The organism is Micromonospora sp. DT68 (genome assembly GCF_049847245.1).
In the GTDB taxonomy this organism is placed as follows: Bacteria; Actinomycetota; Actinomycetes; order Mycobacteriales; family Micromonosporaceae; genus Micromonospora; species Micromonospora profundi.
The window spans coordinates 152,528-168,466 of sequence record NZ_JBNCNZ010000001.1 but is presented as its reverse complement, the minus strand read 5'-3'; the positions used below and the strand labels follow the sequence as shown (position 1 = coordinate 168,466).

The 15,939-nt window shown below is 69.2% G+C and carries 12 protein-coding genes; 9 read left to right on the top strand and 3 right to left on the bottom strand.

Annotated features, from left to right (window positions below):
• Nucleotides 1–265: 265 nt before the first annotated feature.
• Entirely contained in the window at nucleotides 266–1,186 is a 921-nt protein-coding gene (locus tag ACPXB1_RS00805) for an NB-ARC domain-containing protein (RefSeq protein ID WP_355592813.1), read from the top strand.
• A gap of 40 nt (nucleotides 1,187–1,226) precedes the next feature.
• Here the strand turns inward: ACPXB1_RS00805 and ACPXB1_RS00800 are convergent, their stop codons facing one another.
• Entirely contained in the window at nucleotides 1,227–1,847 is a 621-nt protein-coding gene (locus ACPXB1_RS00800; RefSeq protein ID WP_425734765.1) for a pyridoxamine 5'-phosphate oxidase family protein, read from the bottom strand.
• Nucleotides 1,848–2,067: 220 nt separating this feature from the next.
• Complete coding sequence (locus ACPXB1_RS00795) at nucleotides 2,068–4,785, bottom strand: sugar-binding protein (protein ID WP_053659045.1); 2,718 nt, start codon at nucleotides 4,783–4,785, stop codon at nucleotides 2,068–2,070.
• A gap of 521 nt (nucleotides 4,786–5,306) precedes the next feature.
• Between ACPXB1_RS00795 and ACPXB1_RS00790 the strand changes: the two genes are divergently transcribed.
• The 8 genes from ACPXB1_RS00790 (at nucleotide 5,307) to ACPXB1_RS00755 (ending at nucleotide 15,467) form a co-directional block, all read left to right on the top strand.
• Complete coding sequence (locus tag ACPXB1_RS00790; protein WP_053659043.1) at nucleotides 5,307–6,455, top strand: ROK family transcriptional regulator; 1,149 nt, start codon at nucleotides 5,307–5,309, stop codon at nucleotides 6,453–6,455.
• 236 nt (nucleotides 6,456–6,691) lie between these two features.
• Nucleotides 6,692–7,750: an extracellular solute-binding protein gene (locus tag ACPXB1_RS00785; RefSeq protein ID WP_053659041.1), complete on the top strand. Its 1,059-nt coding sequence runs from the start codon at nucleotides 6,692–6,694 to the stop codon at nucleotides 7,748–7,750.
• Between the two features lie 62 nt (nucleotides 7,751–7,812).
• Entirely contained in the window at nucleotides 7,813–8,886 is a 1,074-nt protein-coding gene (locus tag ACPXB1_RS00780) for an ABC transporter ATP-binding protein (protein ID WP_425734677.1), read from the top strand.
• Nucleotides 8,883–10,631, top strand: coding sequence for an ABC transporter permease (locus ACPXB1_RS00775; protein WP_053659037.1), 1,749 nt, complete (start codon nucleotides 8,883–8,885; stop codon nucleotides 10,629–10,631). The genes ACPXB1_RS00780 and ACPXB1_RS00775 overlap by 4 nt, the downstream gene beginning before the upstream one ends.
• Entirely contained in the window at nucleotides 10,619–11,494 is an 876-nt protein-coding gene (locus ACPXB1_RS00770) for a creatininase family protein (RefSeq protein ID WP_425734676.1), read from the top strand. Before ACPXB1_RS00775 ends, ACPXB1_RS00770 begins: the two co-directional genes overlap by 13 nt.
• Nucleotides 11,495–11,540: 46 nt before the next feature.
• Nucleotides 11,541–12,998, top strand: a complete 1,458-nt coding sequence (locus ACPXB1_RS00765) for an argininosuccinate lyase (protein WP_053659033.1) — start codon at nucleotides 11,541–11,543, stop codon at nucleotides 12,996–12,998.
• A gap of 98 nt (nucleotides 12,999–13,096) precedes the next feature.
• Nucleotides 13,097–13,996 (top strand): ROK family protein, encoded by a 900-nt coding sequence (locus tag ACPXB1_RS00760; RefSeq protein ID WP_053659031.1) that lies wholly within the window; start codon nucleotides 13,097–13,099, stop codon nucleotides 13,994–13,996.
• A gap of 235 nt (nucleotides 13,997–14,231) precedes the next feature.
• Nucleotides 14,232–15,467: a PP2C family protein-serine/threonine phosphatase gene (locus ACPXB1_RS00755; protein WP_231640168.1), complete on the top strand. Its 1,236-nt coding sequence runs from the start codon at nucleotides 14,232–14,234 to the stop codon at nucleotides 15,465–15,467.
• Here the strand turns inward: ACPXB1_RS00755 and ACPXB1_RS00750 are convergent.
• Nucleotides 15,464–15,829, bottom strand: coding sequence for an STAS domain-containing protein (locus ACPXB1_RS00750; RefSeq protein ID WP_053659028.1), 366 nt, complete (start codon nucleotides 15,827–15,829; stop codon nucleotides 15,464–15,466). The genes ACPXB1_RS00755 and ACPXB1_RS00750 overlap by 4 nt on opposite strands.
• Nucleotides 15,830–15,939 lie beyond the last annotated feature (110 nt).

Below are 15,939 nucleotides of genomic sequence, written 5' to 3'. Positions count from 1 at the left end.
ATCCCGCCGATGTCCAGGCGGTGATCGACCAGTGCTGACATACGGCGCACAGCAGGCTCGGTACGTCGTCACGCGTTCTGGCCACTTTCACCGCCACCAATGGCGGCAAGGCCACTGTGGACTTAAAGTGACCACGCAAACAGGAATCGCACCGGCAGATCACCGGCAAATGTCGCTGCTGACTTCCCAGACAGCGGGTCAAATCCGGCGCATCGCCCGCGCAATTCGGCCAAATCCGTACGGGCCGACGAGTGGAGACGGCATTGTGATCGGCTTCATCAATACCCTGAGTGATGAAATTATTGCAGCACGACAGCGGGCCAATCTCACCCAGGAGGAATTGGCCGCGAGAACCGGACTGAGCGTCCGGAGCATCCGCAACCTGGAGTCGGCGCGGGTGACCCAGCCGCGACCGGCGACCGTTCGTCTGCTGCGCGACGCGCTCGATCTTCCCGCCCGCCCCTCACCAACGGCCCGGATACGTCCCATGCAGCTACCGCTCGGCACACCGGACTTCGTCGGTCGATCAATACAACTCGCCCAACTCGACGGGCTGCTCGACGGTGGACCGCGGCGAATGTCGGCAGTGGTGATCTGCGTCCTCACCGGGCCGAGCGGGATCGGCAAGACGGCGTTGGCGCTGCACTGGGCGCACCGCGTCGCCCCTCGCTTCGCCGACGGCGTGCTCTACCTCGACCTGCGGGGAAGCCGCCCGGACGACCAGGTGGTGGCCCCGTCCGACGCGCTTGGCAGCCTCATCCAGGCGCTGGACGTACCCGGCGACATTCCGTGCGATCCGGCCGCACGGGCCGGGCTGTACCGGAGCGCCCTGGCCGGGCGGCGGATGCTCATCGTGCTCGACGACGCGCGGGACGCCGACCAGGCACGACCGCTGTTGCCCGGTGTCGCGGGCTGCATGGTCGTGGTGACCAGCCGGGATCGCCTGAGCTGTCTGGTGGCGGTAGAGGCCGCGCGTCCCGTCGTGGTCGACGAACTCGGCCCCGCTGAGGCGTGGCACCTGCTCCGGTCCCGTCTCGGTGAGCGGCGGCTCGCCACCGAGCGCGAGGCGCTGGAGAGCATCATCGCCCACTGCGCGGGCTCTCCCCGTGCACTGACGGCGGCGGCCGCCTGCGTGGCCACCGACCCCCGACTGTCCCTCACGGACCTTGCCCGGCAACTGCGCTAGAACGCCGCCACCCACGGCGGCCGGGCCCGGCCGCCGTCGATCAGGGTTTGTCGACCCGCGCACCGACGCGGGCGGCCACGTGCGCCGGCACCGGTACGGTCGCCGGTAGCGCTGGGTCGGTCAACGGCTGCTGCCACCGCGCGACAAGGGGCAGCTCCCCTGCCCAGTTGCCACGTTCCGCGTCCGGGCTGTCGCCATCGTCCGGCGGGCCGCTGCGCGTCTTGACCGACGCCTCGGTGAGCGGAAGCGCCAGTAGTGCGGTGGCAGCCAGTTCCTTCCGGTTAGGTTGACGGGCGTAGTCCCACTGGCCGGGGGCGACGTGCTCGGTGAGCGTCCGGAGGCCATGCAGCTTCTCGTCGGGGTCGGTCACCCAACGCGGCAGACCGTAGACCATCGCGCTGCGGTAGTTGACCCCGTGTTCGAAGACCGAGCGTGCCAGGACCAGGCCGTCGACGACAGTGACGGTGGCACAGACCTCCGCGCCGGTGGTGAGGCTCCGGCTGGCCACCGACCCGTGCAGGTAGAGGTGCTTGTCGTCGAATCCGTAGACGGTGGGAACGACCATCGGGTAGCCGTCCACGAGCACGCCGAGGTGGCAGACGAAGCTGGCCCGCAGGACGTCGAAGAGGGCGCTCCGATCGCTGTGCCCCTTCTCCTTCATGCGACGCAACCCGGTTCGGGGCGTTGCGGACAACGGCAGGTCGGCGTCGCTCACTTGTGGTCTCCCGTCGGTTTCCCTGTCCCGGCAGCCTCGAAAGGCCGAGCGTGGTTCGGGCTGGAGTGTAGGAGCGTTCCGACGAGACTGGTATGGACACGGCTGATGGGCCGGGCCTCGCGGCCCGGCCCATCAGTGCGTCAGGTCGACGCGTTTACCGAATCGATCAGCGCAGCTGGTGAGCGAGACCGGCGGTGGCGTCACCACTCTCGTACGAGACGAGCAGCGACGAACCGGCCGGAAGCGCCCCGCTCAGCGGCAGGACCAGAGTGCGGTCCTTGCTCAGGCTGGCCGTGGTCTCCGCCACGACCCGCTCGCCGTCCCAGACGAAGACCCGGGCGGTGCCGGACTTCTTCACCTTGAGCTCCACCGAGACCTTCGAGTTGGTCGCGGTGACCTTCTTGATCTTCACGGTGCCGTCCGGCAGCGCCGCGTAACCACCCGGTGCCACCCCGTCCGAGGAGGACTGGAGGATGGTCTGCGGCGAGTTGACGCTCTGCGCCGCCGTGTCCGGCATGATCGGAGCCTTGGGCGCCGACGGCCGGGCCGTCAGATCCGGCAGGATCGCGTTGCCCCAGCGCCACGGGTCAGCCCGAACGCCGCTCCAGGTCGACCAGCCGACCCGGGTCTGCGAGGACAGATCCTGCGTGTCCGAGTCGTTGACCAGGACGTTCATCCCCATGCGGGCCGGGTCGATGTTGTCCGGCAGCACGCTGAACGGGATCTTGACCTCGATCCGGTAACCCGTGTACGGGTTGCTGGTGACGACCGAGGCGATCTCAAGACCCGGCGCGGTCTCCGGACCACCCTGGTGGTTGTCGCGCTCCCGGGCGAAGCACGGCGGGTTGCCGTTGGCCGGGTCGTTGGTGGCCGGGAAGAGCGCCACGTTGAACACCGTGGAGGTGTTCGCCGAGTTGCCGCGCGGGTCGATGCCGAACTCGATGTTGTCGTTACGGCGCGGACGCTTGCAGTCCACCGCCGGCAGGAGGGTGCCGAGCACGTCGTCGGTGATGTTGAAGACGGCGTACAGGGCGTCGTCGGTGTGGGTGAACTGGGCGGTGCCGGAGATGTCCGACGCCGGAGCGGCGGTGCCCTCCCAGCGCGTCGAGATGTCGACGACCTCGCCGGTGTACTCGTGGTCGTGGCCGTGGCCGTCAACGACCGGCGCGGTGGCCGCCTTCGGGATGGTGGTGGTCGGCACCAGGTTGAACACGCCCGGCTCGATGGCGCTGCCACCGTTGTAGCTGGTCTCGATGCCCACCCGGTACGCGCCGTTGTCCGGCGCCCGGTTGGCGGTCGGCAGCGACGTGTCGGAGTTGGTGACCGTGAAGGTCACCGAGGTGCGGGCACCGGGCTGAAGCCCGCTGTACGCCAGCTGCTGCTGCGCCACCGTGAAGCCGGCCGGGACGTTCAGCTTGACCGTTCCGGACTCGACCCGCGTGCCGTGGTTGGTCAGGTTGACCTTGACGTCACGGGTGCCACCGCTGGGGATGTTCAGCAGGGACTCGATGAGCGCGTCGAGCTGCTGGACCTTGTTACGGACCGACCACTCGCGGAAGTCGGCGATCTCCTCCAGCGGCTCCAGGGTGCCGCGCACCGGAGCAGTTCCCTGCACGCGGGCGCTGCTGGTACCGCTGCCGTCCTTCTTGCTCGTCAGCGTGGCGTTGATCAGGAACCGCTCGCCCACAGTGACCTGCGCGGGCGGAGTGACCGTGAAGCTCTTCACGACCTCCTTGCGCGGGGTGAGCGTGCCGACGTTGCCGTTACCACTGACCGTCCAGCCAGCCGGAACGTCAAGAGTGACCTTGGCGCCGGGGATGGCCTTCTCGGAGTAGAGCACCGTGTCGACCTTGATGGGCTGGCCGGCGAGGGCCTCCCACTTCTGCGGACGCACGTGGACCTCGGTGCCCAGCGGCAGGCCGCCGGGGGCACGGAGGGTGGCGCCCTGAAGCGCACCGGTGCCGGCACCGACGTTCGGGTCCGGGTACGGGGTGCGCGTGTCGATCAGGGTCAGCCGGTTGCAGCCGATGCTGGCCGGGTTGGTCGTCGGGAAGGAGCTGTTGCCCCAGCCCTGCGACACGTACTCCCGGCGGGCCCAGGTCTGGACCGTGTTCCACCGGTTGCCGTCGTGCCGTGCCGACTCGTAGCCCTGCCAGGTGCCGAAGATGACGTTGCTGGCCTCAGCCGGCGTGAACGTGGTCTCGCAGGCGGGGCCGTTGGTGCCGGTCGTGCCGCTGCCACCGGTCTGGAAGATCCGGGAGACCCGCCAGGGCTTGAGGCCCTCGTTCTTGATCTGCTCCGGGAAGGCCTTCGGGTCCGCCGCGGCGTAGAACGCCTCGACCGCCAGCATGGCCGACTTCTGGTGGTTACCGTGGTTGCCCTGGGTGGCCGAGGGGTTCATCGTGAGGATGACCTCGGGCTTGGTGGTCCGCAGCACCCGCACGATCCGGGAGAGCGTCTCCTGGTGACCCCAGACCTCTTCGGTCAGCGGGGCACTGGCCGTGTACCAGAAGTCGAGCGCGTCCAGGTTGTAGATGTGCTCGATGCCGGCGTAGGCCACCGCCTTGCGCTCCTCGGCCTCGCGCAGGATGCCGAGTTCGGGGCCCTCTTCGAGGCCGGTGGCGTTGCCGCCGCCCTCTCCACGGGTGGTGGTGATGACGCCGGCCTTCATGCCGTGATACTCGTTCCAGTATCCCAGCATGCCGAGCTGGCCGGCCTCGTCATCGGGGTGCGCGCCGATGAACATGACGTCCAGGTCGACAGGCTTGACGGCCTTGGCGTCGGGCTTGGGTGATGAGGCCTTGGGGCCGGCCTGGACCGGACTGGTCAGGCCTAGCGACAGCAAACCGCACATGGCGATAGTCGCCGTGGTGCGCCATTTCATTGGCATACCTCTTCGTGTGGGGGCGAGTGCTGCGGGGGGACGGTGTGGGCCCGGCAGGAGCCTCTTGGCAGTTGGCTCCTGCCGGGCCCGGAAGTGAACAGCTGTCCACTGGAGACCGCGGGGCGGTCTCCACGCGTGAGGGTCGCTCGGCAGTGGGGGTGTGGTGCCTGACCACCGCCACGTCAGAGCGGCTCGCACAGTGGTAGGGATGGATTCACCAGAAGGCCTTCGGGCGGTAACGCTAGGGATCTTGCGACGTGCTAGTCAATAGGCCGGAGCGACTTTCTTCCTTCTCCGAAGAAACGATGTGCCTGTTCACAGGCTTGGCTCGTCGCTCCACTTTGGTGATCAGAGCCGTTTGCCCGATTTTGGGAGGCGCGACTTCTGCACTGGAGCCGCATTCGTCCGATCGGGACCGTCCAGCCGGACCGCGGCCCGCCGTGGATCTCTGTTTTCCCACGCCAGGTACCGAGATGATCTCGTTACTTGACGCCATAGTTTTTTCTCAGTAGGAAATAACTGTGTCCGACAAAGCAACGACCAGCCCGGTCAGCCGTGAGCGGTCCCGTGAGATCAAGCGTCTCTCGGTGATCCTGGCTGCCCGGCAGGCGCGACTGCTGTCCCGGGTGGACCTCGCCGAGATGACGGGTCTTCCGGCGGCCACCGTGACAGTTCTCGTGCGAGAGCTCATCGCCGAGGGCTACCTCATCGAACGCGGGCCGGGCGCCCCCACCACCGGCCGTCCTCGCGAAATGCTCGAGTTCAACCCGCGTGCCGAGCTCGTCGCCGCGGTGTCGCTGGAGCCGACCCGGATCAGTTGCGAAATCGCCGACAGCGAGGGCGCGCTCATCGCGCACCGCACCGCGCGGTTCGGTGGCGACGTTGTCGAGACCATCTGCGGGTTCGTCCTGGACCTCGTCGGCGACAACCTGCCGTCGTTGCGCGGCGTCGCCATCGCGGTGCCGGGCGTCTCGACAAACGGCGCGGTACGCCTCGCGCCGTCGGTAGGGCTCGTCGAGGCGTGGCCGATCGGCGCGTCGGTTCAGCAACGCCTCGGCGTGCCCGTCGTCGTCGACAACGATGTCAACCTGATGGCCGCCGGTGAGTGTGTCGCCGGCGCCGGAGCGGACGTCGCCAACCTGCTGCTGGTGCACGTCGCGGACGGCATCGGCGCCGGTCTCGTCCTCGACGGCAAGGTCCGCAGGGGCGCCAGCGGGGCGGCCGGCGAGGTGGGCTTCATGCCCCTGGACTCCGCGCCCAAACACAGCTACAGCGGCGTGGGCGAGTTCGAGGCCCGGTGGTCGGTGAACGCCATCGCCGAGCAGGTGGTCGCCCTGCATCCGGGGCGGCGGCCGGAGTCGCCGGTGCGGGAGCTGATCGCACTCGCCGCCACGTCGCGCCCGGCGCGCGAGTATCTCGACGAGGTGCTCGACGCCTGGGCCCGGCTCATCCTCTCCTGCGTCTGCGTGATCGACCCGGGGATGGTGCTGCTCAGCGGCGCCGCCGCGGAGCTCGACGACGCCACGCTCGAACAACTCCAGAGACTGCTCTCGGCCAAGACCCCGGCCCCGACTGAGGTACGTCGAGCCACCCTCGGCGACCAGGCCGTGCTGCACGGAGCGATCAGCTACGCGCTGTCGGCCGCGGTTCCGCTGCCCACCCTGCCCTGACCACCACCACCGACCGACACCCCGTCCCCCTTCTTCACTCCCTGCGTCCGCACCTGAACAACCGGACGAGGCACGCCCACATCCCGCACCGGCGGACCCCCGAACCCCGCTCCGGGCACCACTCGATCGTCGATCGACGTGACCGGGCGGAGAACCACCGTATTTCGGCACAGCGATTTCGATTTACGAGCTTCCATCAGAAATCCCCCGTAGATCCCCCTTGAGTGGAGGTACCAATGAGACGTCCCTGGGTCATGACAATCGCGCTCGGCGCGATGCTGGCTGCCACCGCCGCCTGCGGCGGCGGCAGTGACGACAGCGGCGACGCCGGCTCGTCCCCGGCCGCGTCGGCCGAGAAGTTCGTCATCTACAGCGCCCGCGACAAGGCTGTCACCGACTACGTCGTCGAGCAGTTCACCGCGAAGAACCCCGAGTACAAGGGCAAGGTCGAGGTGCTCAACATGGGCGCCCAGGAGGTGCTCGAGCGGGTTCGCGCCGAGAAGGCGAACCCGCAGGCCTCGGTGTGGTGGGGCGGCACCCAGCAGGGTCTCGCCACCGGCGCCACGGAGGGTCTGCTGGAGGCCTGGCAGCCCTCGTTCGCCGGGAAGATGGACGCGCGGTACAAGGACGCCGAGGGCCGCTGGTTCGGCGAGATCCTGCTGCCCGAGGTCATCATGTACAACAACAAGGCGCTGACCGCCGAGCAGGCGCCGAAGGACTGGGACGACCTGATCGACCCCCAGTGGAAAGACAAGATCATCATCCGGGACGTGGCCGCCTCCGGCACCATGCGCTCGATCTACTCCTCGATGATCCAGCGTCTCTCGCCCGACGGCTCGAACCCCCAGCCCGGCTACGACTGGCTGCGCAAGCTCGACGCCAACACCGTCGAGTACGCCGCCAACCCCGCCGACCTGTACCTGAAGATGTCGCGTGAGCAGGGTGTGGTGAGCGCCTGGAACCTCCAGGACGTGCTGCTGCAGGCCGACAAGAAGATGCCGTTCGGCTACGTCATGCCGGCCTCGGGCGCCCCGGTGCTCGTCGACGGTGTCGCCGCGGTCAAGGGCGGCAACAAGGCCGGTGCCGAGAAGTTCCTCGAGTTCCTCTTCGACGACTCGCTGCGGGCCACCCTCGCCAAGGACTACTTCCAGATCCCCGCGGTGGAGATCTCCGAGAAGCCGGAGTGGCTGTCCAACCTCGGCCTCAAGCCGATGGACGTCGACTGGGACGTGATCGGCAAGAACGAGACGGCCTGGATCAACCACTGGAACGCGGAGATCAAGGACAAGGGCTGAGTTAACGGGGGCCGGGTCGTGCCACGGCACGACCCGGCCCCGTCCCGGAAGGACCCAGAAACATGATCGATGTCCGGCTGGCGGCCGTCAGCAAGCGCTTCGACAAGTCGAGCGACGCAGCGGCGGTCGACAACGTCACCATCACCATCGGAGCCGGTGAGTTCTTCACCCTCCTCGGACCGAGCGGATGCGGCAAGACCACGACCCTGAGGATGGTGGCGGGGTTCTATTTCCCGACGTCCGGGCACATCCACTTCGGCGACGACGACGTGACGCGTTGGTCGCCGAACAAACGGGACACCGGCATGGTTTTCCAGAACTACGCGCTCTTTCCCCACATGTCGGTGGCGCAGAACGTCGCGTACGGGCTGAAGGTCCGTCGGGTCTCCCGCGAGGAGCGGACCCGCCGGATCAACGAGGCACTCGCCCAGGTGCACCTCACCGGGTACGGCGACAGGCGCATCGACGCGCTCTCCGGCGGCCAGCAGCAGCGCGTCGCGTTGGCCCGGGCACTTGTCATCCGGCCCCGCACCCTGCTGCTCGACGAGCCGCTGTCCAATCTCGACGCGAAGCTCCGCGAGGAGACGCGCACCGAGATCCGGCGGATCCACCGCGAGAGCGGCCTCACCAGCATCTACGTCACGCACGACCAGGCTGAGGCCATGTCGATGTCGGACCGCATCGCCGTCATGCAGTCCGGGCAGGTCCAGCAGGTCGGCGCTCCGCAGGAGATCTACTACCGGCCCACGAACTCGTTCGTGGCCCGGTTCATCGGTCGCAGCAACGTCCTGAGCCTGCCTGTGGTCGGCGCGGCGGAGACCCAGGTGCAGGTACGCCTCCCCGGTGGCGCGACGCTCGACGTCGGTGCCGCCTCGGGGCACGGCCTCACCGAGGGAGACACCGCGTTGGTGTCGGCCCGCCCGGAGCACATCACGCTCGCCGGCTCGAACGACGAGGCGGCGCTGCGCGGCCGGATCACCCACATCGAGTTCACCGGCATGGCCACCCACCTCAACGTCGACGTCGACGGCATCGACGTGATGGCAGCCGTGATCGACCCGCCGACCGGCATCAAGCTCGACGACGTCGTGGGCCTGCGCCTCGTAGCCGAACGGCTCTGGGTGGTCCGGCCGTGACCGTTCGTTCCGAACCCACACCCGGCCGGCTGGCAGGGCTCGGCCAGCGCCTGGCCGGTGGCGCCACCTCACGGTGGTTCCCCTACCTGCTCGTCTTCCCCCTCGTCCTGGTGCTCTGGGGCTACGTCGTCCAACCGATGTTCGCCACCTTCGCCGAGAGCGTCAGCGCCGACGGCACGAAGAACTACCTCCAGTTCTTCACCTCCTCCGGGGTGGCCCGGCAGTCCCTGTTCACCTCGCTGTTCATCTCGGCGGCGAGCGTCCTGCTCTGCGGCATCGTCGGCGTCTCGATGGCCTTCCTGCTCAAGCGGTTCACCTTCCGCGGCCGGCGGCTCATGGAGGCGTTCATCCTGGTGCCGGCGGCCCTGCCACCGCTGATCGGTGCCGTGTCGTTCCAGCTGCTCTACAGCAACATCGGCATCCTGCCGCGCGGGTTGCAGGCGCTCTTCGGCACCGACCAACCGGTCCTGGCGTTCGACGGGATCGCCGGCGTACTCGTGGTGCACACGTTCACCATGTACCCGTTCTTCTACCTGGCCGCCGCCGCAGCACTTGCCGGAATGGACCCATCGGTCGAGGAGGCGGCGTACAACCTCGGCGCCAGCCGGGTGCGGGTCTGGCTGACCGTCATGCTGCCGATGCTCACCCCGGCGCTGGTCTCGGCGTCGCTGCTGGTCTTCATGACCTCACTGGCGTCGTACACCGCGCCGCTGCTGTTCAACGTCAGCCAGACCATGACGATGCAGATCTACATCAACCGGACCAACGGCGACCTGCCGATGGCCTCGGCGTACGCCTCAGTGCTGGGCATCGTCTCCATCATCTTCCTGCTGGCGATGCGGTGGTACGAGGGCCGGCGCAGCTACCAGTCGCAGTCGAAGGGGATCTCCGCGAACCGGCGCGAGATCAACAACCCGATCGGGCGGTGGTTGGCGCCGTTCGCCTCGGTGCTGGCCACGATGATCCTGCTCGCCCCGGTCGCCACGATCGCGCTCGTCGCGTTCTCCGAGAACCGCACCTGGACCACGCAGGTGCTGCCGACGACGTACACCTTCGAGAACTTCGTCACGATCTTCACCGACCCCAAGGCGTTCCGGCCGATCCTCAACTCGGTACAGATGAGCCTTCTCGCCGTGGTCGGCTGCGTGGTGATCGGCGTGCTCATCGCGTACGCGGTGCGGCGGTTGCGGTTCGTCGGACGCGGCCTGCTCGACGTGGCCGTGATGATCGCCTGGGCGCTGCCCGGAACTGTCGTCGCGATCAACCTGATCTCGGCGTTCAGCACAGGCAACGCGTTCAGCCTCGGGCAGGTACTTGTCGGAACCTTCTGGATCCTGCCGCTCGCCTACTTCGTGCGGTTCCTGCCGATCGTGTTCCGGTCCAGCTCGGCGGCGCTGGCGCTCATCGACCCGTCGCTGGAGGAGGCCGCCCGCAACCTCGGCGCCTCCTGGGTGCGGGCCTTCTACACAATCACCGTGCGGCTGATGCTCCCCGGCGTGCTCGCCGGCGCACTGCTGGCGTTCGTGCACGGTGTCGGCGAGTTCGTCGCCTCGGTGCTGATCTACACCTCGTCGACGGTGCCGATCTCGGTGGCCATCAACAACCGGATGTACTCGTTCGAACTCGGCACCGCTGCTGCCTACGGAATGCTCCAGGTGCTGCTCATCTTCGTGGTGATGTGGTTCTCCGGTCGGCTGGACAGCAGCCGTACCGCGAGTAGGAAGGCCGCACAGTGGACGAACTGATCGAACGCTGGCGTGTCGAGGGCGGGCTGCTCCCGGTCACCCGGGTTCCCGGCCACGCGTTCGCCGCGGTCGTCGAGGCGGCGGACCTCGCGGTGCTGCCGGTCGGCGCCGTCGAGTGGCACGGCCCGCACCTGCCGCTCGGCACCGACCTGCTCCTCGCCGAGGGGTTCGCGGGGGAACTGGCCACCGGCTCGGCCCGTGCCGTGCTCTTTCCCGCCGCACCGTACGCCGCCTGCCCCGGCCAGACGCGACAGTGGCCGGGCACCGTGGCGCTGCGCCCCGAGATCGCCGTCGGGTACCTCAGCGACGTGCTCGCCGGCATCGTCGAGGCGGGCTTCCCCCGGCTCCTCGTGGTCAACGGACACGACGCCAACCTCTCCACAGTGCGTGCCGCAATGGAGTGGGTCTCCGGACGGCACCTGGCGAGCCTGCTGCTCGCCAACTGGTTCCAGCTGGTCAGCCCGGACGAGACAGCCGAGATCTTCGGCCCTCTGCCGTCCCGGGGACACGGCGGAGCGTACGAAAGCTCGGCAGTGCTCGGCTTCGACCCGGCGGCGGTGCACCTGGCCGCCGCGCCGGACCTGCCACCGAAGCCGAAGCTGACCACCCCCTACCCGTACGTGCTCGTGGAGTCGCGGCCCGACCCGTGGCAGGGCTGGTCGGGTCACGTCTCGCTGGCCACCGAGTCGGCCGGGCGAGAAATCCGGCAGCTGGCCGGCGCGCGGCTGCGTGAGGTGATCGAGGCATGGCTGGCCTCGCCGCTACCCGGTCCACCCGGGGCGGACCAGCCCGCCTCGTCCGACAAGACCGCCTGGTCCGACCGGTCCGGCGGCACCGGCCGGTCGGACCAGGCCATCGGATGACCCAGCCCGCCACCCGTACGACAACGCATCGCATTGGGAGACCTGGATGACGCCCGCACTGACCATCTATCAGCAGCACCACCTCCGCGTCGTGTTCGATCACCACGCCGCCCACCTGTATCCCGCGATGGTCAAGGCGAGCCAGGCCCACGTCGTCATGCTCGCCGAGCAGGGGCTGATCCCCGCTGACTCGGCCGCGATGATGCTGCGCGGGTTGCTCGTCCTCACCGAGGACCGGCCGGAGGAGTTCGACTACGACGGCAGCGTCGAGGACGTCTACTACACGCTGGAGAAGCGCCTCGCCGCCGCCTGCGGGGTCGAGGTGTCCCAGCTCAGCGTGCAGCTCGCCCGCAGCCGCAACGACCTCGACGCCGGTGTCTTCCGGATGGTGCTGCGCGATCAACTCCTCCAGGTGCTCGACGCGGTGCTGGCCGCCGGCCGGACCATCCTGGACCGCGCCGACCGGCACGCCGACGTGGTCATCACCGGCTACACCCACAGGCGCCCGGCCCAGCCGACGAGCATCGGGCACGTCTTCGCCGGCTACGCCGAAGCGCTTGTCGGCGAGGGGTTCGCCTACGCCGACCTGCTTGACGAGATGAACCGTTCGCCCCTGGGCTCCTGCGCCTTCGCCGGCACCGACCTGGACATCTCGCCCCGCCGCCTGGCGGACCTGCTCGGCTTCGAGCGGCTCATCATCAACTCGTACGAGGCGGTGGCCGGCGCCGACCACCTCGTCCGCGTCGCCACCCTCAACGCGCAGGCGCTCGCCACCGGCGCCCGGCTGGCCCGCACCCTGATGGACTGGCTGAGCTGGGGCTGGGTCGTCACGCCCGGCGAGTTCACCCAGGGCAGCAGCATCATGCCGCAGAAGCGCAACCCTGTCGTGCTGGAACACCTCGTCTCGATGGCCGGCGCCGCCGCCGCGGACGCCGTCAGCGTGCTCAACAACGTGGGCGCCGCCTGGTGGGAGGACTCCAACAACGCCACCACCGACGTACAGGCCCGGCTCTGGGACGGCGACGACCGGGCGTACCGGTTCTTCTCCCTACTCGGCGGGCTGATCGCGGAGTTGGACCCGCTGCGTCCGCCGGCCGGCGAGGAGATCGTCGCCTCGGGCGCCACCACGACCGCCGCGGCGGACGCGCTGGCTCGCCACGGCGTACCGTTCCGGGGCGCACACTCGCTGCTCGGTCGGCTGGTGCGCAACGGCCCGCCCGCCACCTGGACCGAACAGGACGTCCGGTCGACCGCCGCCGACCTCGGCCTCGCCGAGCTCGACGAGGCCGCGATCCGGGACCTGCTGGCCGCCGCGGTGCACCCGGAGTTCGTGCTCCGCCGGGCCCAGGCCGACGGTCCGGGCGAAGCGGCGGTACGCGAGCAGGTGGCGCAACTGCGAAGCATGATGACGGCGGTAGCGGCGCGTGTGGACACGTTCCGGGACCGGCTGGTCCGTGCCGACGAGGCGTTGGCCGAGGCGGTCGCGGCGAGGGTGGCGCGGTGACGGGGCAACAGACACGGCACCGCGTGAACGATGATGTCGTGTCGCCGCGTTCGCGGCACGACGTAAACCGACGGCCCGAAGGGCGATCTGACATCACCATGGAACAATCGGCGAACCCGCGGCTGCTCGGCATCGATTTCGGCGGCACGAAAATGGCTATCGGGGTGGGCGACGCCGACGGTCGACTGCTCGTCTCCGAGCGACTGCCCACCCACGCCGAGCACGGTGCTCAGCAGGCCCTCACCAGGGCTCTCGACCGGGCACGGGAACTCGCGGACCGCACCGGCGGCACGCTCGTTGCGGCCGGCATCGCCTCCCCCGGCGTGGTCCACGACGACAGCATCGACCTGGCGCCGAACGTACCCGGCTGGGAGCAACTGCGGCTGGCCGACGCGGTCCGCGACCACCTCGGGCTGACCTCCGTACGGGTGTCGAACGACCTCAACGCCGCCGCCTACGCGGAACTGCGCTTCGGGGCGTTGCAGGGAGTCGATCCCGGTCTGGTGATCGGGCTCGGCACCGGGGTGGCCGCGGCGGTGACGGTCGGCGGCGAGGTGATGCCCGGCTACCACGGCGCGGCCGGGGAGATCGCCTACGGCCTGACAGATCACAGCTGGCCAGCGGGCCTGGAGCCGATGCTGGAGGCGACATTCTCCGGCCGCGCGTTGGACGAGCTGGCGCTGCGACTGGGGATGACCGGCCAGGCCGCCGCGCTCTGCACCGCTGCGGCGCAGCCCGGCCAGGCCCGCGACGAGTTGCGTCGGCGCGTCGACGAGTTGGCCCGCCAACTCGTCACCTGCTGCCTCCTGCTCGACCCGCAGCGGATCGTGCTTGTCGGCAGCGTCGCCGGCAACGAGGTCGTGCGGGAAATGCTCATCGAACGGCTCAACCACGCGTTGCCGTACCGGCCGGACATCGTCCTGTCCACATTCGCGCAGGACGCAGCGCTGCTCGGGTCGCTCGTCATGGCCATGTCGGCCCTGCCCGCGCCCGTCTGAGCCCAGCCGGTCGTCGCCTCGGGTCTACTCGGACCGATACCGTCCCGAGGCCGGTGCCCACCGCGTCGAAACCCCGGTCGACGGCGAGGGCGGTGTCCGCCGGTCGCCGGACACCCGCCCTCGACCGCAGGTACGCGTCCCGGCCTGCCTCCCTGCTACGGCCGCGATACTCGTGCTCGGCGAGGTCTGCCGGATCTCGTAGGCTCGGATCGTGGAAGGCAGCGGGGAGCAGGTCATGAGCCACATGTTGGACGCGGCGGAGAACGCCTCGCCGGTCGATGCGGTCAAGGCGGTCACCAGGGAAATCGGCGCGGCGCTGGGGGCACGGAGCGTCGCGTTCCTGATCGCGGACCTCAGCGGCCGAGCGTTGGTCCGGTTGGATCAGGTGCCGATCGACGGCACCGGGGCGGACCGCCACGACGGCAACGAGAGCGCCACGGTGCTGCCGTTCGATGGTGGCCCCGCCGAGCAGGCGCTACGCACCCAGACGGTGCAGGTCGTCAAGCACACCGACGGGTGGACGGTGTTGGCGCCGGTGACCGACCGTGGTGAGGCGATCGGTCTGCTTGAAATGCTCCTGCCCGCCGAGCCTGTTCAACGGGATCTGGATGAGATAAGCCGCACGGCGCACCTGTTGGCGTTCGTGGTGATCGCCAACCGCCGGCACACCGATCTGTTCGAGTGGGGGCAACGCACCACTCCGTTCACCCTGTCCGCCGAAATCCAGCGCCGCCTACTGCCCTCCGCGTTCACCTGTGAGGGCAGCGCGTTCACCCTGTCCGGCTGGCTCGAACCCGCGGCGAGCATCGGCGGCGACACCTTCGACTACAGCCTCGCCCGTGACGTTCTGCACTTCAGCGTCACCGATGCCATGGGCCACGGGGTGACCAGCGCGCTCACCGCCACCCTCGGCGTGGGCAGCCTGCGCAACACCCGCCGCCAGGCGATCGGCCTGGTGGAGCAGGCACTGGCCGCGAATGCCGCGGTCGCCGAGCACACCCCGGTCCCCGGCGGTTTCGTCACCGCTGTGCTCGGCCGTCTCGACCTGCGCACCGGCGTGTGTGCGCTGCTCAACGCCGGGCACGTGCCGCCCATGCTGGTCCGTGACGGCGCCACTCAGATGCTTTCGCTGCCGGGCAACTTCCCTCTCGGCATGTTCGCGGCGGCCGAATACGACGCGGGCGAGGTGACGCTGCTGCCGGGCGACCGGTTGGTGGTGGTCACCGATGGCGTGCGGGAGCGCAACGCCGCCAGCCTGGACCTACCGGCCATGTTGCGGTCGATCGTCGGTCTGCACCCCCGCGAGGCCGTCCGGGCGTTGGCCGACGCCGTGCTGGAGGTCAGCGGGCCGTCCCTGGCCGACGACGCCACCCTGCTCATCCTCGACTGGCACGGGGGGCACGGCGAGGATCGGCGTACCAGTGCCGGCGCCGACCAGGGGCGGGCCAGCACCGCGCTGCCCGACAACTAGCGGCCGGTGGAGTCGTCGGTGAGCGCCACCTTGGCCTCGGCCGCCTGCACACTGTCGTAGACGTCGATGGCCTTGTACATCGAGGTGATCATCAGGACGCCCTGCACTGCCGGCTGCGGCGCTGCGAGGGACAACTGACCGCCGACGCCTTGCAGCGCCTTGAACATCACCACCAGCGCGCCGAGGGCACTGGAGTCCATGAACGCCACACCGGCGAGATCCACCACCACCCGACGATCACCGGCGTCGATCAACTGTTGCAGGCCGTCGCGCAGCCGGGAGGACGTCGCCATGTCCAGCTCACCGTGCACTTCCAGCACCGTGCAGCCCCGGCCCGGCCGGGCCGACAACAGCAGATCCACAACAACCTCCCCACGCCGATGGCCCCCGAATACCCTATTCGGCCGACCGGCGAACCCCTTGCACGCTGCTGGTCGAGCTGGCACGGGAACCGTTTCGCCTCGGCGCCTGC